The following is a 26878-nucleotide window of genomic DNA, read 5'->3' on the forward strand; positions in this document are numbered from 1 at the left end:
AGCGGGATAAAAAAATAAGCTTTTAACCCCAAAGGTTTTTAACAGTATCTAAGGCTCAGGCTGAATATTGGCTAAATTTCTTTCTTGGTTTAAATCATAATAGTTAATCAAAAAGATCAACACGGCAAAAATAAAACCTAAAATGACGCAGGCAGACCAGCCATAGCTTTTCCATAAATGCAGCGATAAAAATGCACCCAGACCGGCACCTGAAAAATAACAGGTCATATAGATGGCATTAATCCGCGAGCGAGCCTGCATTGAAATTCGATAGACCAGATTCTGGTTCAAGACATGCAAACAGGAAATTCCAAAATAAGCCAGAATTAAGCCCAAGATATAAATCCATAAATAATTCTGGGCAAAGAATAAAGGAATCCAGGCCAGAATCAGTCCGCACGTAGCCAGATGCGCAATCCATTTTTCCCGATGCCTGCCAATCATTTTACCGGTCCACTGAGAGGACCAGATGCCGACCACCCCCACAATGCCCATGAGGCCAATCTGGAAATCATTAAAATGATAAGGTGCTTCAGCCAGAATAAAAGTCATGGTAGTAAAGATAATACTCAGCATGCCAAAACCCAAACCTCCGATCATACTACGCCGGATCAGCATGGGTTCTGTGCGTGCAAAGGTAAATAGTGAGCGATAAATTTGCAATATATTCATCTGCAACTGGCTCTTAGCGCTTGGTAACTGGAACCACATGGCCAGACTCAGCAGAAGAATTGCACAACCACTAAACAAGTACACCGCATGCCAGGACCATAAAGTAGAAATCAGTCCGGCCACGGTACGGGCAAACAGAATACCCACCAGAACACCACTCATGAGTAGGCCAACGACTTCGGCACTTTTATCACGCTGCGACAGGCTGGCGGCAAAAGGAATCAGAATCTGGGTGGTGATCGAACAAAAAGAGGCGAGCAGGGTAAAGCCATACAACATATGCAGATTGGTACTGGCTGAAAGCCCAATAAGCGCCAATCCGGTACAGAACATCAAACTGCAGATATACAACCGTTTTTCGAACAAGTCACCCAAAGGGACAAACAAAAATAATCCGGTGGCATAGCCAATCTGGGTCAGTACTACAGTCCAGCCAGACTGAGCCACACTGATCTGCAGATCCTCTGCAATAGAATAAATCAAGGGCTGGTTAAAATAGTTACAACCTGCGCAGAGTGCGCAGGTCATTGCCATCATGAACATGAAACGGCGTGAAATTTGCCCTTGGGCTGACATCCTTGTCTCCTGAGGCTTTAAAAACTATAGTTGGCAGAGAGGTTGATACGCGAAATATCTGCTTCCTTATTGTCAAAGGTTTCACGCTTGCCATGATGATATTCTGCACCCAAATTAATCTTTGGAACAGGAGAATAGATCACGTTAGCCACATAGTCGGTTAAGCGCTTATTGGTTTCCGGATTGGCTTTGGCATAATCGCTAGAATCATCAAAATCAACCACGCTGGCATTAATACTACTACGTAGTTTCGGCGTAAATTTATGCGTGAAGCCAATATTTATACTATTGAACTCATTCAATAAAAGTTCATTATTGATTGGATCGACTGAATAATCGCCACCCCAGGCAGCACCATCGGTTGTTGAACCTTGAGTCAAGAAAGCTGCAATACGCTGATCACCGACCATATGGAAATAGTTCCCCTGAATTGAGTTTTGATCATCTAAACGGTAACGTCCACCAACGCCCACACCCCAGCCAACTTTTTCAATATCACCTGTATCTGTTTGCGCTTGCTTTTGATTGACAAAGCCTTGAGCTAATAAATGAAGAGGGCCTGATTGATGAACATATTTAGTGCTTAAGGCAGGTAAGGCAGAAGAACGATCGCCACCGGCCATGTACTCCAGACCGACATTCCAGGTATTTTCCGGATCAAGTTTGAAAGCATAGCTCACCTGAGGTGTACGTAAGACTGATCCACCCAGGAACAAGCTGTAGTCGACAGCTTCAGTGCTAATCTCTGGTGTTGACATCAATGACCAGGCCTGACCAAACGTCCAGTTATAGTATTTTAAGTGTGCATGACGGATACGTAATCCACCATCGCCTTTACCATTGTTGGTCCAGAAGTCGGCTTCTAAACGAGCAGAAACATTCGGATTGCCTCCTAGATCTTTGGCCAGGAAACCAATCCGGCTGGCAGCCGCAGTAAAATCGGAACGTACAGAATCCGGTTCAGTAAAAGGTACTTTATTAATCTGGTTAATGGTACGGCCACGGGCTTCAGTAGTACTTTTGAAATCGACTGCACCATCAAAGCGGATCAAGCCATAAACATCGACATTATCTACCATTGAACTCAGCGTTTTAGAGTCTTGCGCTTTGGCTTGTTCCTGCTGGTTCTTTAATGCAAGTTGCGCGGCTTTTTGTTGTTCTAGTTCTGCCTGGATTTGCTTTAACTGTGACTCAAGAAATTGCATACGGTCTTCAGAAGCTTCTGCTGAAAATGCCTGTGCTGAAGCAATACCACATAATGTCGCTAAAACTAATTTTTTCATTTCTTAATCCCTAAAGAAATTTTTAATCCTGAATGAAAGGAGACCTTTCTATACTGACGTGTTGTAAATATTTGAAGTGAGGAAGGCAGCGATTTGACCTGCCTTCCGAAGTAGGGTTTATTCTGCTTTTTGCGGATCGTATAAACGGTCTTTAATAAACAGGGCAGGAATCAAACCGCATAGGAAATATGCTGCACCCATTACCAACAGACCTGTACCGATCGAACCATGCATCGCCAGATAACCAATCGTAATTGGCGCAAAGATTGCACCGATACGACCAATATTGAATGCACCGCCCACCGCTGTACCACGAACACCAGTCGGGAAACTTTCGGTTAGATAGGTTGCATTGATGGCATATGGAATACCGTACAGGAAGCCGAAGATTAGCATCAGTACGCCAATGTTATCGGCATTATGCATATACACCACGACAGGGATAAATAGCGCTGTTCCCATGGTGCCGAAAGCAAACACAATACGGCGACCAATTTTATCAGCAACATAACCTGCAATGATTTTGGCAAAAATCATGGTGATGAATGTACCCACCATATACAGTGCCATTTCTTTAAACTTAATGCCTAATTCAGCTTCAAGATAACTTGGCAACCAGTTACTTACACCGAAGTAACCAAATAACAGGAAACCGGAGCTGAAAGACCACAAGATGAACATCTTGCCATGAGTTTTATCTTTAAGAATGGTGATGTATGGATTACCTTTTTTGGTATCGTTATCCACAATCTGACCAGTTCTTTTCATTTCACGGACACGTTTCCATGATTCTGGCTCTGGCACCATAAAGTGCATCAGGATACCCAAAGCTAATGGAGCAATTGTGATCCAGTACAGCATACGCCAGCCGAACTCAGGAATAATCCAGCCTGAAATCATGGTAATCACCAATGAACCTAAAGTGAAACCAGTCATCAATGTTGCCAGTACAGTAGTACGGTATTTGGTCGGTACGTATTCTGACATCAGAGTATTACAGGCAATATATAAACAGCCTAAACCCAAGCAAGAAAGAGTACGTAAAATTGCAAATTCAGTATAAGACTGAGCAAAACCTGAGTAGGCTGACAAGATCGAGAAGGCGATGGTGGCCAGTACAATGACGCGGACACGTCCAAATTTGTCGCATGCCCATCCACCAATAAAGCCTCCGATCCCCATACCTAAAAGAGAATAACTTCCCAAGGCACCCGCCTGTACAGAAGTCAGGCCCCATTCAGCTTTCAGACTGGTCAGACTAAAAGCCAGAATCCCGATATCTGCACCGTCACAGAGCAAAATCAGAAAAGCAAAGATAAAAGCCGTCATCCAAAGACGTTTTGGTGCCTGTTTAATGGTATCCGTGGAGGAGACATCGGTTTTATTGTCTCCTGTTACGATGGTATCGCTTGTCATTCTTATATCCTCTATATATTAAAAGTAGCATTTCCTCTGCTACCGCTAAATCCATTTTTCTTCCTCACGGAAACATAGTTTTCCTGATTTAACAGACTTGCTCCTGAACGCTACAGCCGCTGTATTTATTATCAGGCTACATTCGATTTTTCACTTTATTACGCTAAATCAAAATCATCTCATTGCTGGAAAATTTGATTTCGTAAATTAATTTTAAGTTCTGCCCTATGGTGATTATTCATTTAAATGGATAATCAGATTGCATTTAAAATATTTAATTCCGTATTGCGAAATCAATTAATCACAAAATAACCATCTGAACAAGAGTTTTTACTCTATTTTTAGTAAAAAATAACTTTTTTGAATTCTGGAGTTAAAAATCCTTGATTTATAGCTTGAGAAACCTTAGTTTTATATAAAATAAAATTTCGCTATACAAAATAAATGGAGATTTTAATGGAACAGGTCGTTCAAGTAGAACAAGTTTCAGCACATGTAGCGATGGTTAAAATTCATCGACCAGAAGCGAAAAATGCCCTGAATACAGAAGTTCGCCAGAAACTTGCGGCGGCATTTTTGCAACTGAATGACGATGAAAATGTACGTGCCATTATTCTTACCGGTGGTGAAACAGATTTCGCAGCAGGTGCCGATCTTAAAGAACTGGCCAATGCAGAAACCATTCAAATGATGCAGCGCCGGACTGAACGTTACTGGCAGGCGATTGCACAGTGTTCAAAACCGGTGATTGCAGCTGTAAACGGTTATGCACTTGGTGGTGGCTGTGAACTGGCGATGCATGCAGATATTATTATTGCCGGGAAAAGCGCCCAGTTTGGTCAGCCTGAAGTGAAAGTGGGTGTCATGCCGGGTGCCGGTGGTACCCAGCGATTATTCCGTGCCGTGGGTAAATTCCATGCGATGCGTATCATCATGACGGGTTGTCTGATACCAGCGCCGGAAGCTTATCAGATTGGCCTAGTGTCTCAAGTAACGGAAGACAGCGAAACCCTTGCAACAGCAATCAAGATGGCTGAAGGTCTGGCAAAAATGCCGCCAATTGCGCTTGAACAAATCAAGGAAGTGGCTTTACTGGCTGAAGATGTGCCATTAAATGCCGGATTAATGCTGGAACGTAAATCTTTCCAGATGCTGTTTTCTTCAGAAGATCAAAAAGAAGGTATGCAAGCCTTTATTGAAAAACGTAAACCAAATTATCAGGGACGATAAGCATGAGTATTCGGATTCAGAAAATCGGCATTATTGGTGTAGGCACGATGGGTGCAGGTATTGCCCAGATCGCGATTCAGTCTGGTCATGATGTGGTACTGTTTGATGCCAAAGAAGGGGCAGCCGAACAGGCACAGGACAAACTGGCCAAAACATTAAATACCTTGGCAGATAAAGGAAAATTCAGCCATGAAAAAGCCGCTGAAGATATTTCTCATCTGTCGACTGCGCAGCAGCTAGAAGACTTGAAAGATTGTGACTTGATTGTTGAAGCGATTATTGAAAATCTGGAAATCAAGCAAAAACTGATGCAGCAACTGGAAGGAATGATAAAACCAGAAGCGATTCTGGCATCCAATACCTCTTCATTGTCGATCAGTGCAATCGCTGCCAACTGTGAGCAGCCAGAACGTGTTGCCGGTTATCACTTCTTTAATCCGGTCCCACTCATGAAAGTGGTCGAAGTGATTGAAGGCTTTAACACCCGTGCTGACATTATTGAAGCATTAACCCAGCTCTCGACTAAAATGGGCCATCGTCCGGTCAAAGCTAAAGATACGCCAGGGTTTATCATTAACCATGCCGGCCGTGCTTTTGGTAGCGAAGCCTATGCAATTCTGAATGAAAATGTCACACCATTTTATGATATTGACAGGATCTACCGTGACGGAATCGGTTTCAAGATGGGGCCGTTTGAATTAGGTGATCTGACCGGTATGGATGTCTCGCACCCGGTGAGTGAATCGATTTATCATCAGTATTATGAAGAAGCACGTTACCGTCCAAGCGTGATTACCCGTCAGCGTTTTATTGCCAAGCAGTTAGGTCGTAAAACCGGTAAAGGTTTTTATGATTACACTTCGGGTAGCAAAGTAGGTGATGTGGCTCCAACCTTGGTTGAAAAGCTGGATCAATATCCATCGGTTTGGTTAGGTACAGAATATAGCGAAGACCGTCAGGCGCTTGAGCAATATCTGCAGCAGTTCAATATTCAGATCGAGCAAACAGAAGCACCTTCAGCAAATGCTTTAATTCTGATTGCCACTTATGGCGAAGATGCAACTTCAGCAGCAGTCCGCTATCAGGTGTCTCCGCAGCAAGTAGTCTGTATTGATCTGCTTTACGGTCTGAATAAACACCGTACTTTAATGCCAACGTTTGTGACCAAAGCTGAACTGATAAAAGCAGCCCAATCGATTTTCAATCTGGATGGTGTGACCGCCAGTGTAATTCAGGAAAGCGTCGGCTTTGTGGCTCAACGTGCTTTGGCAATGATTGTGAATCTCGGCTGTGATATTGCCCAGCAAGGCGTTGCAACGGTGGAAGATATCAATATCGCGGTGAAATTAGGCCTTGGCTATCCATATGGCCCAATTGAGTGGGGGGATGTGCTGGGAGCTGAAAAAATCCTGAAAATTCTGGATCGCATGACTGCGATTACCCGTGACCAGCGTTACCGTCCAAGTCCTTGGTTGCGTCGCCGTGTTCAGCTTGGTCTACCACTTGTTCATACAACACATTAATTAAAAAGTTAAAGGAATAACACTCATGTTAAATGCATATATTTATGATGGTTTACGTTCACCAATCGGTCGTCATGCAGGAAGTCTGGCAAGCGTACGTCCAGATGATCTGGCAGCGACCGTAATTAAAAACCTGCTGGAAAAAACCGGTATTCCGGCAGCAGATGTAGAAGATGTAATCTTTGGGAGTACCAATCAGGCCGGTGAAGACAGCCGTAATGTGGCACGTTTTGCAGCATTGTTAGCGGGTATGCCGGTAACAGTTCCGGGGCAGACGGTAAACCGCTTATGTGCATCAGGTCTCGGTGCTGTGATTGATTCGGCACGTGCCATCACTGCAGGCGAAGGCGAGTTGTACATTGCTGGTGGCGTAGAAAGTATGACCCGCGCGCCTTTTGTGATGGGCAAAGCAGAAAGTGCTTATTCACGTGATGCCAAAATTTATGACACCACGATTGGTACCCGTTTCCCGAACCGTAAATTTACGGATCAGTTTGGCGCGCACAGTATGCCTGAAACAGGTGATAACGTGGCTGAAGAATTCGGTATTAGCCGTGAACAGGCTGACACCTTTGCCGCTGCATCACAGGCAAAATATCAGGCAGCGAAAGAGGCAGGTTTCTTTGAAGGTGAAATTACCCCGATTGAAGTTTCTCAAGGACGCAAATTGCCGCCTAAACAAATTACTGAGGATGAGCATCCACGTGCATCTTCAACATTTGAAGCTTTATCCAAGTTAAAACCGCTATTTGAAGGTGGTGTAGTAACAGCGGGTAATGCATCAGGAATCAATGACGGCGCTGCAGCACTGATTATCGGCAGTGAAAAAGTTCAGGAACAGTATGGCTTAAAACCTTTGGCTCGTATCCTGTCTTCTGCAGCCGCTGGCATTGAGCCACGCATCATGGGTGCAGGCCCAATTGAAGCGATTAAAAAGGCAGTACAACGTGCTGGTTTGACGCTAGACGATATGGATATCATCGAGATTAATGAAGCCTTTGCCAGTCAGGTATTATCTTGCCTGAAAGGTCTGGATGTCGCTTTGGATGATCCGCGTGTTAATCCAAATGGTGGTGCGATTGCCATTGGTCATCCACTGGGCTGTTCGGGTGCGCGTTTGGCTTTAACCGTTGCACGTCAGTTACAGCGTACCGGTAAAAAATATGCCGTGATTAGTCTGTGTATCGGTCTGGGTCAAGGCTTGGCGATGGTGATTGAAAACCCTGAAGCTGCATAACAGCTTAAGTAATCGCCTTAATGCCATGTATATATGATATGCATGGCATTTTTTATTGGGATTTTTTTAAAAATAAAAAAATCCCTGCACATACAGGGATTGATTACATCAGTGTAATGATTACTTACGACCAGTGACTAATAATGTTGCCGACCCAAAGGCATAAACTTTACCTTCTTTATCGATAATTCTGCCTTCTGAGGTCAGTACATTGCGTCCTATCCGGATAACTTCACCAATAGCTGTATAGGTTTCGCCACTTTTCATCGCTTTCAGCATTTTTACATTCAGGTCAATGGTCGAGAAACTAATACCTGCATCTACTGTCGTATGCACGGCAGCGCCAGTGGCACTATCTAGAACCGTCGCACAAAAGCCGCCATGAATTCCACCCTGTAAATTGTAATGGCGCTGATCAGGACGCACCTCATATTCCACATAGTTTTCGCGCACCAAGGTCAGACGCATGGGAATAATTTCACTCATGGCTGAGCTGGGTATTTCCCCATTTTTAATTGCGGTAAGATATTCAAGTCCGTTTAATTGTGATGTGGGCATATCCACTCCTTGTAACGATTTATTTCGCTTTATGAAATAACATTCTGTTTTTCTGGAATTATGATATAACAGATAATGATCGAAATGCTATATTTTTCCAGGATGGAACGATGACAATAAAAAATCTCGTCACAGATGCCGAGTGGCAGGCACGTTGTGAACTCGCAGCGCTTTATCGCATTATCGCGCATTACCGGATGACGGACCTGATTGATACTCACATCAGTTTAAGAGTCCCTGATCAGCCTGACTGTTTTCTGATTAATCAGTATGGTATCGCTTTTGAAAAAATGTGTGCCTCAACGCTGGTCAAGATTAATCATGAAGGGCAAGTGGTAGAAAGCTATGAACAGGACAAGCCGGTGAATATGGCTGGCTTCGTCATCCACTCCGCAATTCATGAAGCACATGCTCATCTGAACTGTGTCATTCATACGCATACCGCAGATGGCATAGCAGTTTCTGCACAGAAACACGGACTTCTTCCCATTTCCCAGCATGCGCTGAAATTTTATCAGCAGGTGGCCTATCACGAATATGAAGGCGTGGCACTGTCAACAGATGAGCAGGAGCGCCTGATTCAGGACCTGGGCGGCCATCGCGCCATGATTTTACGCAATCACGGACTTTTAACGGCTGGCGAAACGATTGCACGGGCTTTTCATGAAATCTATTTTCTGGAACGTGCCTGTCAGGCGCAGGTGAAGGCCTTAAGTGGCGGTGCCGAACTGTATTATCCAGCAGAAGAAGTCCGAATTAAAACTGCCAAGCAGTTCGCAAGTCCTTTAGTTGAACCGATTTTACAGCGTGCCTGGCAGGCCGCTTTGTCTTTGATTGAGCATCAATATACGGAGTATGCATCATGATTGTGATATCCAGTACTGTGCCGAATATTGAAGCAATTCTGGTGAAGTCTTTTCAGAAATATGCACCTGCTGGCAGTTTCTGTACAGTGGACAGCCCGGAAGCTGAACAGGCGACCACTGTTGCTGCCTGGTTTCCAGATCTGGAAAAAGTGCAGCAGCTACCACAGCTTGGTCTGATTCATTCGATTGCTGCAGGGGTCGAACATTTAAATTTAAACGAGATTAGATCTGACCAGTCAGTCTGCCGGGTACTGGATCCACATCATCAAAAAGGCATGTTTGATTATCTGCTCTGGGGCGTGCTGTATTTCCAGCGTTATTTTGACCGCATGATCCAGCAGCAAAAGCAGCAGCTATGGAAACAGTATCGTCAAAGTTATAGCCATCATATCCAGATTGGGATTATGGGCCTTGGCCATATGGGTGGTTATGTGGCAAAACGTTTTGCCGACATGGGCTATCAGGTGTCTGGGTGGTCCAATTCCCCAAAAGAGATTGCTCAGGTGAAAAGCTATGTAGGATCAGAACAGCTTTACGAGTTTTTGGCTCAAAGCCAGATCCTGATTAATCTGCTACCACTCACGGAAGAAAATACCGGCATTCTTTCTGCTGAATTATTTCAGCAGTTGCCTGAACAGGCGGCATTAATTCATGTCGGAAGGGGGCAGCATTTAATTGAGCAGGATCTACTCAATGCACTGGATTCCGGCCAGTTACGTGGTGCAATTATCGACGTATTTGAACAGGAGCCATTAGCTGCTGAACATCCATTCTGGCAGCATGAAAAGATCGTAGTTACGCCACATGTCGCCTCACATGCACCCATGTCTGTGGTAGTGGAACAGATTCTGGAAAATGACCGACGCTTAAATCTCGGGCTGGATTTGTGCCATCAGGTAGATGTCAATAAAGGCTATTAATTGTAGGGATACAGGCAAAAAAATAAGGAAATTGATGATGTGGGAAACGATTCAAACTCAGGTTCAGCAAGGCGTCGCAACCTTAAGCTTTAACCGTCCGGATTCACTCAACAGTTTTAACCGGCAAATGCATGAGGAAGTGCAGCAGGTGCTGAAAAACTGGAATACAGATCCGGATATTCGAGTGATTGTGATTCGCGGCAAAGGCCGGGCGTTTTCAGCGGGACAGGATTTAAAAGAACGTGCTGGACAGCTCGGCAATGTGCCTTTGCCACCGCAAGGCTCGCTGGCCAAATACTATAATCCCTTGATTAATCTGATCCGCCAGAGTCCCAAACCGGTAATCGCAGCAGTGAATGGTGTGGCTGCTGGTGCAGGTGCCAATATCGCGCTGGCCTGTGATCTGGTCATTGCCAAGGAAAGTGCCCGATTTATTCAGGCTTTTTCTAAAATTGGCTTGATTCCTGATGCCGGTGGCACCTGGATGTTGCCACGTTTAATCGGTTATGCACGTGCCATGGCATTCACTTTTCTGGGGGAACCTGTACATGCCAAAGAGGCTGCTGAAATGGGCATGATCTGGAAAATGCTTCCAGATACAGAATTTGATGCTTATATCGACGACATTGCACAGCAATTAGCTCAACAGCCGACTTATGCGCTGGCTTTAACCAAACAGGCCTTGCAACGCAGTGCTGAAAATAACATGGACCAGCAACTGGAGCTGGAACAAAACCTGCAATATCTGGCTCTGAGCAGTCAGGACTATAAAGAAGGTGTCCAGGCTTTTGTCGAAAAACGCCCTGCACAATTTACCGGATGCTAAGGAGAGCATTTATGAAAATTCAGACCCGTATTACCGAGCTTTTAGGCATTCGCTATCCAATTATCCAGGGTGGCATGATGTGGGTCGGTACCGCAGAAATGGCCAGTGCCGTATCTAATGCAGGTGGCTTGGGAACATTAACGGCATTGACTCAACCGACGCCTGAAGCCTTGGTCAAGGAAATTGCACGCTGCCGAGAAATGACCGATCAGCCTTTTGCGGTCAATCTGACTTTATTGCCCGCTGTGAATCCGCCGCCATATGCAGAATACCGACAGGCGATCATTGAAAGCGGTATCAAAATCGTAGAAACAGCAGGCAACAAGCCACATGAACATATTGAGGCGTTTAAGCAACACGGCATTATTGTCATTCATAAATGTACTTCCGTCCGTCATGCGCTTTCAGCACAAAGAATCGGTGCGGATATCATTTCGATTGATGGTTTTGAATGTGCGGGCCATCCGGGTGAAGACGATATTCCTGGCCTGATTTTAATTCCTGCCGCTGCGGATCAGCTTACTGTGCCGATTGTGGCCAGTGGCGGTTTTGCTGATGGCCGTGGTCTGGTCGCAGCTTTGGCTTTAGGTGCTGAAGGCATCAATATGGGTACACGCTTTTGTGCCACTAAGGAAGCGCCGATCCATTCAAACATCAAACAGTTCTATGTCGATAATGATGAAAGGGCGACACATCTGCTGTATCGACAGTTCAGGAATACTACCCGTGTTGCCAAAAATGCGGTATCTGATCTTGTGGTGAAAATGAGTGAAGATCCAAACCTGCAATTTGAACAGATTCGTCCCTATGTCAGCGGTTTAAAAGGCAAGCTCGCTTTAGAAAATGGCGATATTGATGCTGGTGTACTGACTGCAGGTCAAGTGATGGGATTGATTCATGACATTCCGACTTGTCAGGCGCTGATCGAAAATATCATGCAGGAGGCAGAGCAGATTGTTCAGCAACGTTTAGCTCAATTTTTTCCACGTTAATCAACTTTAGTGAAGTCGCTGAATAGAAAAGCCATTCCACTATGAATGGCTTTTTTCATCCTGTATATTTTTTATTTTTAAATGAGAAATTTCATCGAATGACTAGATTTTATTCTTTAAATTATATTATAGTGGATTTAAAACATAATTTCGTATTATGAAATTAATTGTCATAAATATACAAATTAGAACTCATACAAGGGAATTACGATGAGAAATTATATTGCGCCATTAAAAGACATGAAGTTTGTCCTGAAAGACCTGTTAAACGTTGAACAGAAATATCAGGGCTATGCAAAATTCGCTGACAAGGTTTCTATGGATATTATGGAGCAATATCTGGAAGTCGCTGCGGACTTTTGCCAAAACGAACTTCTACCGATTAATGCGACAGGCGACCAGCAGGGTTGCCGTTTGCAGGATGGCGTCGTAACCACCCCGGATGGGTTTAAAGCAGCTTATGACAAATATGTAGAACTCGGCTTTACCTCATTAACTGGTGACGAAGCATATGGCGGTCAGGGCTTCCCGACCTTATACCGTATTGCCATTTCTGAAATTATTACCGCAACGAACTGGTCTTGGGGCATGTACCCAGGCCTGTCCCATGGTGCCATGCGTACTTTAGAGCACCACGGTAGCGATGAACAGAAACAGAAGTTTCTGGTACCTTTAATTGCAGGCCGCTGGACTGGAACCATGTGCTTGACTGAATCTCATGCCGGTTCTGACCTAGGTTTAATCCGTACCAAAGCAGTGCCAAATGAAGACGGCAGCTATAGCATCAGTGGCGAGAAAATCTTTATCTCAGCCGGTGAACATGATCTGGCTGAAAATATCGTGCATATCGTATTGGCACGTTTGCCAGATGCACCTGCGGGAACCAAAGGTATTTCGCTGTTTATTGTGCCGAAATACAATCTGGATGAAGCTGGTAATGTGGCTTCCCGTAATGGCGTGGTATGTAGCGCTCTTGAACACAAGATGGGCATTCACGGTAACGCGACCTGTGTGCTGAATTTTGATAATGCCAAAGGTTTCCTGATTGGGCCTGAAAATCGCGGCCTAAACTGCATGTTTACCTTTATGAACTCGGCACGTATCGGTACAGCCATTCAAGGCTTGGCAGCAGCAGAGTCTTCTTACCAGGGGGCATTGGCTTATGCCAAAGACCGTCTGGCGATGCGTTCACTTGAAGGTGCGAAAGCGCCAGACCAGCCTGCAGATCCGATTATCGTGCATCCGGCTGTACGTAACATGCTGCTGACTCAAAAGGTGTTTGCAGAAGGTTCACGTGCACTTGCATATTATCTGGCGACCTATGCCGATATCGCTGAAGCCACTGACAGCCCGGAAGAAAAGAAAGCAGCTGAAGACCGTCTGGCATTATTAACGCCAATTGCCAAAGCATTAATGACTGAAACCGGCATAGAAGCAGCTAAACATGGTATGCAGATTTTCGGTGGTCACGGTTATATTGCTGAACATGGCATGGAACAGATTGCCCGTGATGCACGTATTGCCAGCCTCTATGAAGGAACTACTGAAATTCAGTCCATTGACTTGCTGGCGCGTAAAGTGCTGGGCTCAAAATTGGGTCTGTTGACCGCATTAACCGAGGAAATTCAAGGCTTTGTAAAAGAACATCAACAACATGCCCAGTTTAGCCAGCAAGTTGCACAAGTCAGCCAGTTGACTGAACAATGGCTGGAATTAACCAGAACCATTCAGGAGCAGGCTCAGCAGTCTGCCAATGAAATTGGGGCAGCATCAGTTGACTACCTATATTTCTCTGGTTATGTCGTGTCCGCTTATCTGTGGCTGAAAATGGCAATTACTGCGCAGCAGAAAATTGAAGAAGGTAATACTGATCCGTTCTATGCAGCCAAGATCAAAACTGCACAATTCTTCTTTGCACGTATTTTGCCAAGAACTTCAACCCACTTTGCCAATATTCAGGCAGGTGGTGAAAGCCTGTTTTTACTTGAACCTGAAGAGTTCAAATTCGATTAAACCTTTTGACCCACGATACTCGTGTCGTGGGTCTTTTTTTAATAATTTTTGCATCCTAACCTCATTCAAATATTGAGAGTTATTCTTCGGTATTGAATAAACCATAAAATAACAAGATCAGGAGTCTATATGGATTTAGACATGATTACTCAACAGTGTCCTTATGCTGATCTGCAGCTTACTTTTCATGAAGTCGGACAGCGTTCTGCATTTCCCACCATTATTCTGATTCATGGCACCGGTGGAAATACCGACAAGCATTTCAGTTATATTTTTCCGATGCTGGGTATTCATCAACGGGTTTTATCCATTGATTTACATACCCCCGATAAAGCTGATCTAAAGGTGACCGATTTTAGCCAACAAGTTGAAGCACTGATTCAGCATGTGGTTGCAGAAGATGAAACCATTACAGTGGTCGGCTATTCACTCGGTGCAGTGATTGCTGCACAAGTAGCAGCCAGTTTAAAACAGCGCGTAGCGCGTTTGATCCTGTTAGCCGGTTGGGCCAAAACTAGCTCGGTGCAACAACTGCGTACCGTTATCTGGCAACAGTTATTTACTGAACAATCTGCGGCCTTGCCTCATTTTGTCAATTATTGCCTGTATAGCGATGATTATCTGTCTGCACGAAGCGAACAGCAGGTGCTGGATCTGGCACGCTTTGTTAAACCATCCCAAGATGCAGCCAAACAGCGTGAACTGAATTATCGCATTGATATTACATCAGCTTTATCTGACATCTGTGCAGAGACTCTAGTCGTTGCCTGTCGTGAAGACCGCATGGTGCCTGTAGCGCAAGCTAAACTGCTGTTTGCTTCAATTTCGAACAGTCGCTATATCGAAATTTCTTCAGGACATGCGCTCTATGTCGAAGCGCCAGCCGAAGTGGTGCAACTGGTAAACCAGTTTAGCCAGCATCCAGAACAATATCCGGTGAATCAAAAAATCCAGCCTTATATGCCTTAAAGGAGATAAATAATGCAAGCTAAAGGACAGCGCAGCAAGATTCTAATTGTAGGCAGCGGTTTTGGTGGTTTGGGAATGGCAATCCGCCTTAAACAGCAGGGCATCCACGATTTTAAAATCATTGAACGTGCAGCAGAAGTGGGCGGTACTTGGCGTGACAATACCTATCCCGGAGTCGCCTGTGATGTACCTTCCCATTTATATTCTTTCTCGTTTATTAAAAATCCCAACTGGTCGCGTGTCTTTCCACAAGGGGTAGAAATTCAGCGCTATTTAATTCAATGCTGTGATCAGGAAAATATCCGGCCCCATATTAATTTTCATACCCAACTGGAAAAGGCCAGCTGGAATGCACGAGAACGCATCTGGGAAATTCACACCTCTATAGGTCTGTATCAGGCTGAGATTTTAATTACCGCAACCGGGCATCTGGCAGATGAGCATCTCCCGAAAATTCCGGGGCTGGAAGAATTTGAAGGCCAAGTGATGCATTCCGCGCGCTGGAACCACGAGCTGAATCTGGAAAATCAACATGTCGTTGTGGTGGGTTCTGGTGCTTCTGCCATCCAGCTTGTGCCGGAAATTTCCAAAACAGCCAAAAGCCTGACCGTCTTACAACGTAGTGCGCCATATATTTTGCCCCGACCAGACCGACCTTATTCTGAATCAGAAAAACAGCTTTTCCGCAAAGATCCGGACAGTATGTCAGCACTTAGACACTCGTTGTTCTGGGGCAATGAATACAATTTTGTCCAGCGCCGTAATCTGAAAAGCCAGATTGAGCGGGTCAAGAAAAACTGCCTGCAATTCTTAAAACATCAGATTTCAGATACTGAATTACAGCTCAAACTTACGCCGAATTATGAACCTGGTTGTAAGCGCTTATTGCTTTCTAATGATTATTATCCGACTTTTCTAAAACCAAATATCACACTTGAAGACTCAGCATTGGCAGAAGTTACGAAAGACGGTGTATTAAGCCAGGCGGGAAATAAATTTTCTGCAGATATCATCGTATTTGCGACAGGATTTGAAGCGGCGCGTCCACCCTATGCCGCAAAGGTAGTCGGTAAACAGGGTTTAAGTCTGGAACAGCAATGGTCCAGAGGTATGCAGGGTTATCAGTCAACGACCGTACACAACTTTCCAAACCTGTTTATCCTGAATGGGCCAAATACAGGCAGTGGGCATAATTCAGCGCTTTATTTTCTGGAAACCCAGTTTGATCTGATTCTAGATGCCTTGCAATTCTTTGAACAACAAAAAATTCAGGTCTTTGAAGCAGATCAAGAAGCTGAAAATAGCTATATGCAGGAGCTACAGCAACTTTCCCAAGGTAGTGTCTGGTTATCGGAAAGCTGTAAAAGCTGGTATCTGGACCCGGTCAGTCGCAAGCTGACTTTGGTCTGGCCGGATTATGCTCATTCATTTAGGGATAAAAATCAGCATTTTATTCGTAGCGGTTATCACTACGAGTATGTTGAATCGAGACAGCAGAAAGTGGTTTAAAAATATTTGATTAGAATCAAAATTTTATAGTTTAAATAATACAAAATAAATGTAAATCCAGGACAGGAGTATAGTCATGAGCAGTCAGCCATGGATGGAAGAATATAAAAAGTGGAATATCAATCCGGAGTTTACCCGGCCAGATCCTGAGAAAACCCTGAGCACGACAATTGCTGAGAATTTGGTGAAATTTCAGGATAAAACCGCATTTATCTATCTGGATCGCAAATTCAGCTATCAAGATGTCGATATGTATAGTCAGAAACTGGCAAGCTATTTACAGAGTCTTGGACTGACTGCTGGCAGCCGTATTGCAGTGATGTTGCCAAATATTATTCAGTATCCAATTGCGACCTTCGCCATTATTCGTGCCGGTTATGTGCTGGTCAATGTCAATCCCATGTACACCCAGCGCGAGCTCTATCATCAGCTACAGGATTCAGGTGCTAAAGCCTTGATTATCCTGGGACAGACTTTGGAGCAATTAACAGCACTAGATGAATGTCCTCAACTCAAATATGTCATTTCGACGCATCCGCTGGATTTTATTCAAGAGCAGCCAAGTGCTGTTTATAGTCAGGCAGCACAATATCCGGATAAACAGTTTTCTGACTTTAGACAGGCAATAAATCAGGTAAAGATTATTGATTTTGAACCGCCTGTACAACATCAGGAAGATACGGTCATTCTGCAATACACGGGAGGTACCACAGGTGTTTCTAAAGGCGCAGAACTGAGCCATCGCAATATTCTATTTAATATCGCCCAGAACAGTACCGTGTTTATCAGCCATTTTGGTGACCGCTATGCCGCTGAAAATGAATATGTATTCTGTGCCTTGCCACTGTATCACATTTATGGATTTACCATCTGCCTGTTCAGTTATGGTTTAAGCCGTGGTTTTGCCAATGTCTTGATTCCAAATCCGAGAGATCTGGATGCTTTGGCGGATCAATACCAGAAATATCCACCGACCGTTTTTCCGGGTGTGAATACCATGTTTAATGCCTTGGCGCATCATTCACGTTTTCGTGAACTGGATCATTCAAGCCTGAAAACTACAACCGGCGGGGGAGCATCGATTTTAAAAAGTACAGCAGAGTTATGGCATGAGGTCACAGGCTGCCAGATTTATGAAGGTTATGGGCTTTCTGAAACCTCACCGACTGCAACTTTTAACCCGCCTTTAAGCCGGCGATTTAGTGGCACGATTGGCTTGCCATTGGCAGGGACTGAAATTCTGATTCTGAATGACGAAGGCAAACCTGTAGAGTTTAATCAAGCTGGAGAAATCGCCATACGTGGTCCACAGGTGATGAAAGGATACTGGCAGCAACCGGAAGCAACAGCACATGTATTTACCAAAGATGGATTTTTTCTGACAGGTGATATCGGTTGTATGGATGAGCAGGGCTATATCACCATTCTGGACCGCAAAAAAGACATGATTTTGGTGTCCGGTTTTAACGTCTATCCGAATGAGCTGGAAGGCGTACTGTCCAAACATCCTAAAATATTGGAATGTGCGGTGATTGGTATTGATGATGAAAAATCTGGACAGGTACCAAAGGCATTTATTGTGAAACAGGATGAAACTCTGAGCCAAGATGAAGTCATGATTTATCTGAAGCAGCAACTGACCAGTTATAAACTGCCCAAATATATTGAGTTTGTGTCTGGATTGCCCAAGTCCGCAGTTGGCAAAATTCTGCGTCGTGAACTGCCTCGTACTGTTCAGCCGAGTGCAAAAGCCTGCTAAGGAATGATCTAATCCATTATCTTTAAAATAAAAAAGGAATCTAAAGATTCCTTTTTTACTGCTTGCAGGCTTATCGCTGCTGGATGACTTTTTTGCTTTTCAGTTCTTCCATTTCAGCAGAACTTAAATATTGACTCAAAATGGCATCGGTATCTTCACCCAGACAAGGTGGGGCCTTTTTATATTCTACCGGTGTCTTGGAGAGTTTAATCGGTGAACCGATTGAGGTGTAATCTTCACGTAAGGTATGCGGCATCTGAATCACCATATCGCGTGCCAATACCTGTTCTTCTTGCAAAGTCTGTTTCAGGTCATTGATCATTCCTACTGGTACTTTAACCGCATGAATCAGATCCACCCAGGTTTTTGCCGGTCGAGTATAGAAATGAGCCTGTAGAACTGTGGTCAGTTCTTCACGATGTGTAATACGTCCAGAATTTTTCAGGAAGCGAGGATCTTCTGCCACCTTAGTCAAACCAACGGCCTGACACAAAGCTTGAAATTGCAGATCGTTGCCACAGGCAATAATAAATTCACCTTCCTGGGCTTTAAACACCTGATAGGGCACAATATTGGCATGTGCATTTCCGAAGCGACCGGGTACTTTGCCTGAGGTGAGATAATTCATGGCCAGAACAGAGAGGGAAGCAACCTGAGTATCTAACAGTGCCATATCAATATACTGACCTTCACCGGTTTTCTCACGGGACAACAAAGCCGCCTGAATGGCAATTGCGGCATACAAGCCGGTGGTCAAATCTGCAAAGGCCAGACCTGCTTTTTGCGGGCCACCACCGGGCAGATCGTCACGTTCGCCAGTGACACTCATCATGCCACCCATTCCCTGAACGATAAAATCATAACCCGGCTCTTGCGCACGCGGACCGTTCTGGCCAAAACCGGTAATGGAACAATATACCAGTCGCGGATTTAGCTGACTCAGACTTTCATAATCCAGCCCATATCGTTTCAACGAACCGGCTTTATAGTTTTCAATGACTACATCGCTTTGTTCAGCAAGTTTTTTGATAATACTTTGGCCTTCAGGTGTAGATAAATCGATTGCAACCGAGTGCTTGCCACGGTTGGCTGACAGGTAATAAGCTGATTCATGGGTATCTTGCTGCTGATTGTTTTTAAGCCAGGGTGGTCCCCAGATACGGGTATCATCCCCATGATCCGGTTTTTCAATCTTGATCACTTCTGCACCCAGATCAGCCAGAATCTGGCTACACCAGGGCCCAGCCAAAATCCGGCTTAAATCCAGTACACGAAATCCTGTTAAGGCACCCATTATTACGCTCCCTGTTCGATCTTATTCAAATGACATATCGTTCTTATCCCTCTTTTTAAAGCTATATGAAAATGAAAGAACAATCAACTTTATGATAATAAATTTCGTATAACAAAATAAAACATCTAAAATAATTGAATATTCATCTTATTTTCTTTAGCCTGATGCAAATATAAGCATGAACGAGGAACAAGAGGTAATTGATAAAAAGGAAAAAGGGATCTCCCAGACAGGATTAAAAAAGGAGTCAATCAGGTGAATTAAAAACGGATTAGCCTTAAAGCATATTCACTAGCGGAATAGCTTTAAATATAAAAAGATCATGAAAACCTAAGGATAGGGAAACAGAGATTTAAATATGACGGATTTAGCTAGAGAATTAGAAAAGATTAAACCTACGACCAAACGAACCCAGCAAATTGCTTTTATTTTCGCCTTTCTGGCTTTACTGGTAGATGGCGCGGACATGTTGCTGTTGTCTTTCAGTTTAAATAGCCTGAAAGCAGAGTTTGGTCTCAGTAATCTGCAGGCTGGTACACTAGGCAGTTTTACCTTGGCAGGTATGGCGATTGGTGGCTTTATAGGGGGCTGGGCCTGTGACCGTCTGGGCCGTGTACGTACCGTAGTCATTTCGATTCTGGTATTTTCCATATTGACCGCAGCCTTAGGCTTTGCACAGAACTTTGAACAATTTGCTGTTTTACGCTTCCTTTCTGCCTTTGGCATAGGCTCTTTATATATTGCAGCCAATACGCTCATGGCTGAATATGTTCCAACTGAATATCGCACCACGGTTTTAGGTACCTTACAGGCAGGATGGACCGTCGGTTATATTGTGGCCACGGTACTGGCAGGATGGATCATTCCGGAATATGGCTGGCGAACCCTGTTTTTTATTGCCATTATTCCCTCGGTTATGGCGATTTTTATCCAGAAACTGGTTCCTGAGCCAGAATCCTGGCAGCGTGCACGTTTGCAGCGTCTATATGCCCCAGCTGAAATCACAGCACAGCAGCCTGCCAAAAAAAGCACAGTCAAAGAGATTTTCGCGGATCCTGCGAATCGCAGAATGTTTATTTTGTGGATCTTTACGGCCGGTTTTCTGCAATTTGGCTACTATGGCGTAAACAACTGGATGCCGGCATATCTGGAATCTGAATTGCACATGAATTTTAAATCCATGGCCGGCTATATGATTGGTACTTATGTGGCGATGATTTTCGGAAAAATTCTGGCGGGCTTTGCTGCAGACCGTCTGGGTAGACGCGCTGTCTTTTCGTTTGGAGCAATTGGAACGGCGATTTTCCTGCCCGTGATTGTGCTGTTCAACACCCCCGATAATATTGCCTATCTGCTGATTTTCTTCGGCTTTCTCTATGGTATTCCGTATGCGATTAATGCCACATATATGACTGAAAGCTTTGCGACGTCAATCCGCGGTACAGCAGTCGGTGGTGCCTATAATGCAGGGCGTATTGGGGCCATGTTTGCGCCTGCGATTATTGGCGCAGCAGCCAGTGGTGGTTCAATTGGCTTGGGCTTCCTGATTATGGGCGGTGCCTATTTCTTGTGTGGTGCAGTGTCCGGGATCTTTATCAAAGATCGTCAATACGATCCACAAAAGGCATAATTTCAATTTATAAAAAAGAGCCTGAATTCAGGCTCTTTTTTATATTCTTCAATTAAAGCTATATTTCTATTTGTTTATTCCTGATCCGTTTCTTTATGCAGATGAATACTTTTTAAACCATCATTTACTTTATTGAGCAGATGAATTAGGGTAACCACATCATCAAAAGCCAGCTTATTTAAGGCCTGACCATAAAAATCAAAGAAATCAGCTTGCAAGTTGTCCCATGTTTCCAAGCTGGGATGTAGCCAAAGCAGTGGATCTAATTCATCAGCATCAGGTGAATTTCACCATGGCCTCGACCCCATTGCTGAATGACCTGTCCAATACCGTGGCGGAACAGCATGACAAGGTTGATTCACTAAAAATTTTCCTGTGTGCTGGTGCACCCATTCCGGGGCCATTGGTACAAAAAGCCCGGGAAATTCTGGGCGTTAAAGTCATATCCGCTTGGGGTATGACCGAATGTGGTGCAGTGACGCTGACCCGACCTGAAGATGAGGATGAACACTCTTTCAATACGGATGGCATCGCTTTACCTGGTGTTGAAATCAAGATCGTGAATAAAAAAGGTCAGACCAAAGCCGTGAATGAATCCGGGCGTTTGATGATCCGCACCTGTTCAAATTTTGGCGGTTATTTAAAACGTCCACATTTGAATGATACGGATGCCGAAGGCTGGTTTGATACTGGCGATATTGCCTATCAGGACGAGCATGGCTATATTCGGATTTGCGGACGTAAGAAGGATGTGATTATTCGTGGTGGAGAAAATATTCCGGTCGCGGAAATTGAATCACTACTTTATAAGCATCCGAATATCGCCACAGTAGCTTTAGTGGCTTATGCAGATGAGCGAATGGGCGAGCGTTCTTGTGCAATCATCAAGCTGAAAGATCAGACAAAGCCGTTAAGTTTTAATGAGCTGGTAGATTTCCTGAAAACTCATAATCTGGCTATGCAGTATCTTCCGGAACGCCTGGAAATCTGGGAGGATATTCCGATGACCCCATCGGGAAAAATCCAGAAGTTTAAACTCAGAGAATTACTGGCTCAGCATATTGCCTCAACGGCAGTTGAAGCGAACTAAATCTGGGAATAAATAGATAAATTAAACCCTGAATAATCTTGCATCATTCAGGGTTTTTCTTATTCAAAAAGAAGCGATCTAAAAGGTTAATACGAATTTTAGATTAACTTCTACTTTAATAATTTTAATAATTTTAATAATTTTAATAAAGCTTCAGCCGTTGCAGCAGAAGAGGCGGGGTTTTGTCCAGTAATGAGCAGACCATCTTGTTGCACGTATACCTGCCAGTCCTCAGTTTTGGAATATTTCCCACCTTTTTCTTTCAGCATGTCTTCCACTAGAAATGGGACAACATCGGTTAGGCCTACGCCGTCTTCTTCGGTATTAGTAAAACCGGTGACTGTCTTGCCTTCTACAATCGAATGACCTTCGGCATCTTTGACTTCACGAAGTACACCCGGTGCATGACAGACCAGCGCAACAGGTTTATCTGCCTGTAAAGTCTGCTCAATTAAAGAAATAGAATTCTGGTCTTTGGCTAGATCCCATAATGGACCGTGACCACCCGGATAGAACACGGCATCAAAATCCTGATTTAAGACTTCACTCAACTTATGTGTATTGGCAAGAGCCTGCATGGCCACTTCATCTGCTTCAAAGCGTTTGGTGGTTTCGGTTTGCGCATCCGGCTCATTACTTTTCGGATCTAGCGGTGGCTGACCACCTGCAGGAGATGCCAAAACTACCTCTGCGCCTGCATCAACAAAGGTGTAATAGGGTGCAGCCAGTTCTTCCAGCCAGAAGCCGGTTTTTTTGCCAGTATCACCCAGCTGGTCATGTGAAGTCAGTACCATCAAGATTTTCATATTATTTTCCTGTCTCTGGTTTAAACATCGTGAATAATCGACTGTTAATTTAACAAGCCACAGAGGTCAGCAGTGTTGTGATACGTTCATTTGCTGTATCGATACGTTGTTAATTCAGTTGATTTAACTTAAAGAGGGACTCTATATACAGCACAGTTGTATTTAATATTCATCTGCCCATTAACAGATCTTGCTGAAGATCAGCCTGCTTGCGCAGGAAATCCCAGACCAGTTTTATTTTTGGTTCATGTTGAAGATCGACTAGCGTCAGCATCCAGAAAGTATGGGTAAAACTGACCTGATCGCCCAAAACCTCTTTGAGTTCGCTTTTATCATTGACCAGGAATTTCGGTAAAATAGCCAGTCCAGCACCTGCACGCACGGCAATTTCCTGCGCCAGAATGCTGTTACTGCGAAAACAGGCACTGACCTGCAAGGGAAGACGCTCTAGCGAATATAGTGCAGTGCTATAGACCAGATCATCAATATAATCGACAAAACGGTGCTGCTGGAGGTCTTCCAGTTTTTTAATTTCCGGATTTTGCTGTAAATAATGCTGGCTGCCATACAGTTTTAGGCAGTAATTAGACAAACGAGTAATGATATACGGACCAGATTTGGGCCGGTCAATCGCGATCACAATATCGGCTTCTCGATGTGAAAGTTTGATCGCCTTCGGCACCGGAATCAGGTCAATGGTCAACAAAGGATAATGTTGGGAAAACTCTGCCAAAAGACGGGCTAAAAATGCCGTGCCAAAGCCTTCTGGCGCGCCAATCCGAACCCGACCTTGCAAAGGGTCGTGGCGCTTGTCAATCTGGATAAAGGACTGTTCCATCTGTTCGACACGTGGCACCAGTGCCAGACCTTCCGAGGTCAGTTCATAACCGGTGGCTTCGCGCTTAAACAATTGCGTACCTAAAGTACTTTCCAAAGCCTGAATCCGCCGCGCTACGGTGCTATGTTCAACCCCAATCAAGCGTGCTGCATTGGTGAGCGTTTTAGCACGTGCTAAAACCAGAAAAAAACGTAAATGATCCCAATCTACTTTCATTTTCTATTTAACATCCTGTTAAATTACTGTGCATATTTGCACAATCATCGTGCACCAATTTCTATTGGTGGTCAAAGTGTTCTTTGTTAGTCTGCTGAAACAGCGTAAAAATTATACGTTAAATAAAAGCCAGTAAAGGCAGATACAACGACAATAACAAACCAGCACGGAGCGACCATGAACGCCATTTCTCATCCACAGCAAAGTACCGGATTCACCACCGCAAAACTTCTCATTAATGGTGAATTTGTCGAATCAAAAACCAGCCATTGGCAAGATATTATCAATCCTGCCACTCAGGAAGTTCTGGGTAAGGTGCCATTTGCTACTGCTGAAGAAGTCAATGCTGCGATTGCGGCTGCGCAAAATGCCTTTGCCAGCTGGCGCCAGATCCCGATTCAGGCCCGTATGCGAATCATGCTGAAACTGCAGGATCTGATTCGTACCAATTTAAAAAGTATTGCCCAAGTCTTAACGGCGGAACAGGGCAAAACCCTAGCCGATGCCGAAGGTGATATCCAGCGCGGCCTAGAAGTGGTGGAGCATGCCTGTTCAGTGGGTTCATTACAAATGGGTGAGTATATTGAGGGTGTGGCACGCGGTGTCGATACCTATACCTTGCAGCAACCATTGGGTGTCTGTGCAGGAATTACCCCGTTTAACTTTCCGGCGATGATTCCACTATGGATGTTCCCGATGGCGATTGTCTGCGGCAACACCTTTGTCTTAAAGCCTTCGGAACAGGATCCACTATCAACCATGATGCTGGTTGAACTGGCGATTCAGGCAGGTGTGCCGGCAGGCGTACTGAATGTGGTCCATGGCGGCAAAGAAGTGGTCGATCTACTGTGTACTCATCGTGACATTAAAGCCATCTCTTTTGTCGGTTCAACCGCGGTCGGTACGCATGTCTATAACCTCGCAGGCCAGCATGGCAAACGTGTGCAGTCGATGATGGGCGCCAAAAACCATGTGGTGGTGATGCCGGATGCCAATAAAGAACAAACCCTAAATGCGTTGGTCGGTGCAGCTTTTGGTGCAGCAGGACAGCGTTGTATGGCACTTTCCGTGGCGGTGATGGTCGGTGAGACCAAGCACTGGGTCGATGAACTGGTCAATAAAACCAAAACCTTAAAGGTGAATGCCGGGCATGAACCGAATACCGATGTTGGACCGGTGATTTCAACCCGTGCCAAAGCGCGTGTCATTGATTTAATTAACAGTGGCGTTGAACAAGGCGCCGAACTGCTACTCGATGGCCGTGATGTACAGGTTCCGGGCTATGAAAAAGGCAATTTTGTCGGGCCAACGATTTTTAATCAGGTTACGACCGATATGCGCATTTATAAAGAAGAAGTGTTTGGCCCGGTACTGGCGATCATGCATGTCGATACTTTAGAGCAGGCCATTGAGCTGATTAATGCCAATCCCTTTGGTAATGGCGTGGGACTGTTCACCCAGAATGGCAATACGGCACGTACCTTCCAGAACCAGATTGATATCGGTCAGGTGGGCATCAACATTCCAATTCCTGTCCCTGTGCCTTTCTTCAGTTTTACCGGTTCACGCGGTTCAAAACTGGGTGATCTAGGTCCTTATGGCAAACAGGCGGTGCAGTTCTATACCCAGACCAAAACCATTACCAGCCGCTGGTTTGAAGATGACCAGGAAACCACTGGTGTCAATACCACAATCAGTCTGCGTTAAGGAGCATCAGAATGAAGATTGCATTTATTGGTTTAGGCAACATGGGCGGTTCCATGGCGCAAAACCTGCTCAAGTCGGGTCATCAAGTTTTTGGTTATGACTTAAGTGCAGTGGCTTTACAGCATTTTGCACAAGCGGGCGGTATCGTCTGCGACAGTCCACAAGCTGCCGCGAAGCAGGCGGAGATCGTGGTCAGCATGTTGCCCGCCGCCAAGCATGTGCGTGAAGTCTATTTAGGTGAACACGGTATTCTGGAGGTGCTTCAAGCAGGCAGCTTATGTATCGACAGCAGCACCATTGATCCACAAACCATTCAGGAGGTTGCTGCAGCAGCGCAAGCCAAGCAGATTCGCGTCTGTGATGCACCAGTATCCGGTGGTACTTTAGGTGCAAAAGATGGCACTTTAACCTTCATGGTCGGTGCAAATGATGCCACCTTTGAGGCCGTCAAACCGGTTCTTGGCTGTATGGGTAAAAATCTGGTGCATTGTGGTGCGGTGGGAACAGGACAGGTTGCAAAAATCTGTAATAACCTGATTCTGGGGATTTCCATGACTGCGGTGGCAGAAGGGATGGCACTCGGTGCCAAACTGGGCATTGATCCACAGGCCTTGGCTGGCGTGATTAACAGTTCCACCGGACGCTGCTGGAGTTCGGAAATTTATAATCCGTGGCCCGATATTTGTGTCAATGCGCCGTCATCGCGGGGTTATACCGACGGTTTTGCCGCACAACTGATGCTCAAAGATTTGGGCTTGGCCGTGGATGCTGCGCAACAGGTGGATCAGCCGGTGGTTCTGGGCAGCATGGTACAAAAACTCTATCAACAACTGTGTCAGGAAGGCGATGCCCATCTGGACTTTTCCAGCATCATGCATCAATACACTACGCCACCTGCTTAAAACTTAAAAGATTCAGATGGAGCAAGGATTCGCTTCAATAATTACA

21 protein-coding genes and 2 pseudogenes are annotated in these 26878 nt (G+C 44.8%); 15 read left to right on the top strand and 8 right to left on the bottom strand.

The annotated features are described in order from the left end of the window. Nucleotides 1-48 precede the first annotated feature (48 nt). The 3 genes from PYW33_RS07490 to PYW33_RS07500 form a co-directional block, all read right to left on the bottom strand. Nucleotides 49-1248, bottom strand: a complete 1200-nt coding sequence (locus PYW33_RS07490; RefSeq protein ID WP_004646967.1) for an MFS transporter — start codon at nucleotides 1246-1248, stop codon at nucleotides 49-51. A gap of 17 nt (nucleotides 1249-1265) precedes the next feature. Continuing rightward, complete coding sequence (locus tag PYW33_RS07495) at nucleotides 1266-2531, bottom strand: DcaP family trimeric outer membrane transporter (protein WP_004646966.1); 1266 nt, start codon at nucleotides 2529-2531, stop codon at nucleotides 1266-1268. A gap of 117 nt (nucleotides 2532-2648) precedes the next feature. Then, nucleotides 2649-3947 (bottom strand): MFS transporter, encoded by a 1299-nt coding sequence (locus tag PYW33_RS07500; protein WP_004280309.1) that lies wholly within the window; start codon nucleotides 3945-3947, stop codon nucleotides 2649-2651. Nucleotides 3948-4403: 456 nt separating this feature from the next. On the opposite strand from PYW33_RS07500, the gene PYW33_RS07505 reads away from it, so the two are divergent. Genes PYW33_RS07505 through PYW33_RS07515 form a run of 3 tightly spaced genes read left to right on the top strand, consistent with a single transcriptional unit; the run spans nucleotide 4404 to nucleotide 7937 of the window. After that, entirely contained in the window at nucleotides 4404-5177 is a 774-nt protein-coding gene (locus PYW33_RS07505) for an enoyl-CoA hydratase (RefSeq protein ID WP_004646965.1), read from the top strand. Between the two features lie 2 nt (nucleotides 5178-5179). After that, complete coding sequence (locus PYW33_RS07510; protein ID WP_004646964.1) at nucleotides 5180-6700, top strand: 3-hydroxyacyl-CoA dehydrogenase; 1521 nt, start codon at nucleotides 5180-5182, stop codon at nucleotides 6698-6700. 25 nt (nucleotides 6701-6725) lie between these two features. Continuing rightward, nucleotides 6726-7937 carry a 3-oxoadipyl-CoA thiolase gene (locus PYW33_RS07515; RefSeq protein ID WP_004646962.1) on the top strand — a complete coding sequence of 404 codons (1212 nt, stop codon included), beginning with the start codon at nucleotides 6726-6728 and terminating at the stop codon, nucleotides 7935-7937. 120 nt (nucleotides 7938-8057) lie between these two features. Here PYW33_RS07515 and PYW33_RS07520 read toward each other — a convergent pair whose 3' ends face one another. After that, nucleotides 8058-8495, bottom strand: a complete 438-nt coding sequence (locus tag PYW33_RS07520) for a PaaI family thioesterase (protein ID WP_004646960.1) — start codon at nucleotides 8493-8495, stop codon at nucleotides 8058-8060. Nucleotides 8496-8605: 110 nt separating this feature from the next. Here PYW33_RS07520 and PYW33_RS07525 point away from each other — a divergent pair, with 110 nt between their 5' ends. The 8 genes from PYW33_RS07525 (at nucleotide 8606) to PYW33_RS07560 (ending at nucleotide 18349) form a co-directional block, all read left to right on the top strand. Further along, the gene (locus tag PYW33_RS07525) at nucleotides 8606-9361 is read left to right on the top strand and encodes a class II aldolase/adducin family protein (protein ID WP_004646958.1); all 756 of its coding nucleotides are present in this window, start codon (nucleotides 8606-8608) and stop codon (nucleotides 9359-9361) included. After that, the gene (locus PYW33_RS07530) at nucleotides 9358-10281 is read left to right on the top strand and encodes a 2-hydroxyacid dehydrogenase (protein WP_004646957.1); all 924 of its coding nucleotides are present in this window, start codon (nucleotides 9358-9360) and stop codon (nucleotides 10279-10281) included. The genes PYW33_RS07525 and PYW33_RS07530 overlap by 4 nt, the downstream gene beginning before the upstream one ends. A gap of 37 nt (nucleotides 10282-10318) precedes the next feature. After that, nucleotides 10319-11107 (top strand): enoyl-CoA hydratase-related protein, encoded by a 789-nt coding sequence (locus PYW33_RS07535; protein ID WP_004646956.1) that lies wholly within the window; start codon nucleotides 10319-10321, stop codon nucleotides 11105-11107. Nucleotides 11108-11118: 11 nt separating this feature from the next. Then, nucleotides 11119-12099, top strand: a complete 981-nt coding sequence (locus PYW33_RS07540) for an NAD(P)H-dependent flavin oxidoreductase (protein ID WP_004646954.1) — start codon at nucleotides 11119-11121, stop codon at nucleotides 12097-12099. Between the two features lie 210 nt (nucleotides 12100-12309). Further along, nucleotides 12310-14112, top strand: coding sequence for an acyl-CoA dehydrogenase C-terminal domain-containing protein (locus tag PYW33_RS07545; RefSeq protein ID WP_004646953.1), 1803 nt, complete (start codon nucleotides 12310-12312; stop codon nucleotides 14110-14112). A gap of 129 nt (nucleotides 14113-14241) precedes the next feature. Next, nucleotides 14242-15081, top strand: a complete 840-nt coding sequence (locus PYW33_RS07550; protein ID WP_004646952.1) for an alpha/beta fold hydrolase — start codon at nucleotides 14242-14244, stop codon at nucleotides 15079-15081. Between the two features lie 12 nt (nucleotides 15082-15093). Next, the gene (locus PYW33_RS07555; protein ID WP_004646950.1) at nucleotides 15094-16590 is read left to right on the top strand and encodes a flavin-containing monooxygenase; all 1497 of its coding nucleotides are present in this window, start codon (nucleotides 15094-15096) and stop codon (nucleotides 16588-16590) included. A 76-nt stretch (nucleotides 16591-16666) separates the two neighbouring features. Then, nucleotides 16667-18349: an AMP-binding protein gene (locus PYW33_RS07560; RefSeq protein ID WP_004646949.1), complete on the top strand. Its 1683-nt coding sequence runs from the start codon at nucleotides 16667-16669 to the stop codon at nucleotides 18347-18349. Between the two features lie 70 nt (nucleotides 18350-18419). Here the strand turns inward: PYW33_RS07560 and PYW33_RS07565 are convergent, their stop codons facing one another. Further along, nucleotides 18420-19643 carry a CaiB/BaiF CoA transferase family protein gene (locus PYW33_RS07565; RefSeq protein ID WP_004646948.1) on the bottom strand — a complete coding sequence of 408 codons (1224 nt, stop codon included), beginning with the start codon at nucleotides 19641-19643 and terminating at the stop codon, nucleotides 18420-18422. 358 nt (nucleotides 19644-20001) lie between these two features. On the opposite strand from PYW33_RS07565, the gene PYW33_RS07570 reads away from it, so the two are divergent. Beyond that, a complete protein-coding gene (locus PYW33_RS07570) occupies nucleotides 20002-21273 on the top strand; it encodes an MFS transporter (protein WP_004646947.1) in 1272 nt (423 codons plus the stop codon). Between the two features lie 74 nt (nucleotides 21274-21347). Here PYW33_RS07570 and PYW33_RS07575 read toward each other — a convergent pair. Next, nucleotides 21348-21509 (bottom strand): annotated as a pseudogene (locus PYW33_RS07575) (MarR family transcriptional regulator); the annotation flags it as partial. 2 nt (nucleotides 21510-21511) lie between these two features. On the opposite strand from PYW33_RS07575, the pseudogene PYW33_RS07580 reads away from it, so the two are divergent. Further along, nucleotides 21512-22363, top strand: a pseudogene (locus PYW33_RS07580) (AMP-binding protein); the annotation flags it as partial. Nucleotides 22364-22473: 110 nt separating this feature from the next. On the opposite strand, the gene PYW33_RS07585 reads toward PYW33_RS07580, so the two are convergent. After that, nucleotides 22474-23169, bottom strand: a complete 696-nt coding sequence (locus PYW33_RS07585; protein ID WP_004646945.1) for a type 1 glutamine amidotransferase domain-containing protein — start codon at nucleotides 23167-23169, stop codon at nucleotides 22474-22476. A 169-nt stretch (nucleotides 23170-23338) separates the two neighbouring features. After that, complete coding sequence (locus PYW33_RS07590) at nucleotides 23339-24223, bottom strand: LysR family transcriptional regulator (protein WP_004646944.1); 885 nt, start codon at nucleotides 24221-24223, stop codon at nucleotides 23339-23341. A 177-nt stretch (nucleotides 24224-24400) separates the two neighbouring features. Here PYW33_RS07590 and PYW33_RS07595 point away from each other — a divergent pair, with 177 nt between their 5' ends. Further along, entirely contained in the window at nucleotides 24401-25930 is a 1530-nt protein-coding gene (locus tag PYW33_RS07595) for a CoA-acylating methylmalonate-semialdehyde dehydrogenase (RefSeq protein WP_004646943.1), read from the top strand. Between the two features lie 11 nt (nucleotides 25931-25941). Continuing rightward, nucleotides 25942-26832 carry a 3-hydroxyisobutyrate dehydrogenase gene (gene mmsB / locus PYW33_RS07600; RefSeq protein ID WP_004646942.1) on the top strand — a complete coding sequence of 297 codons (891 nt, stop codon included), beginning with the start codon at nucleotides 25942-25944 and terminating at the stop codon, nucleotides 26830-26832. Nucleotides 26833-26878: the final 46 nt, after the last annotated feature.

The organism is Acinetobacter lwoffii, assembly GCF_029024105.1.
Classification (GTDB): Bacteria; Pseudomonadota; Gammaproteobacteria; order Pseudomonadales; family Moraxellaceae; genus Acinetobacter; species Acinetobacter lwoffii.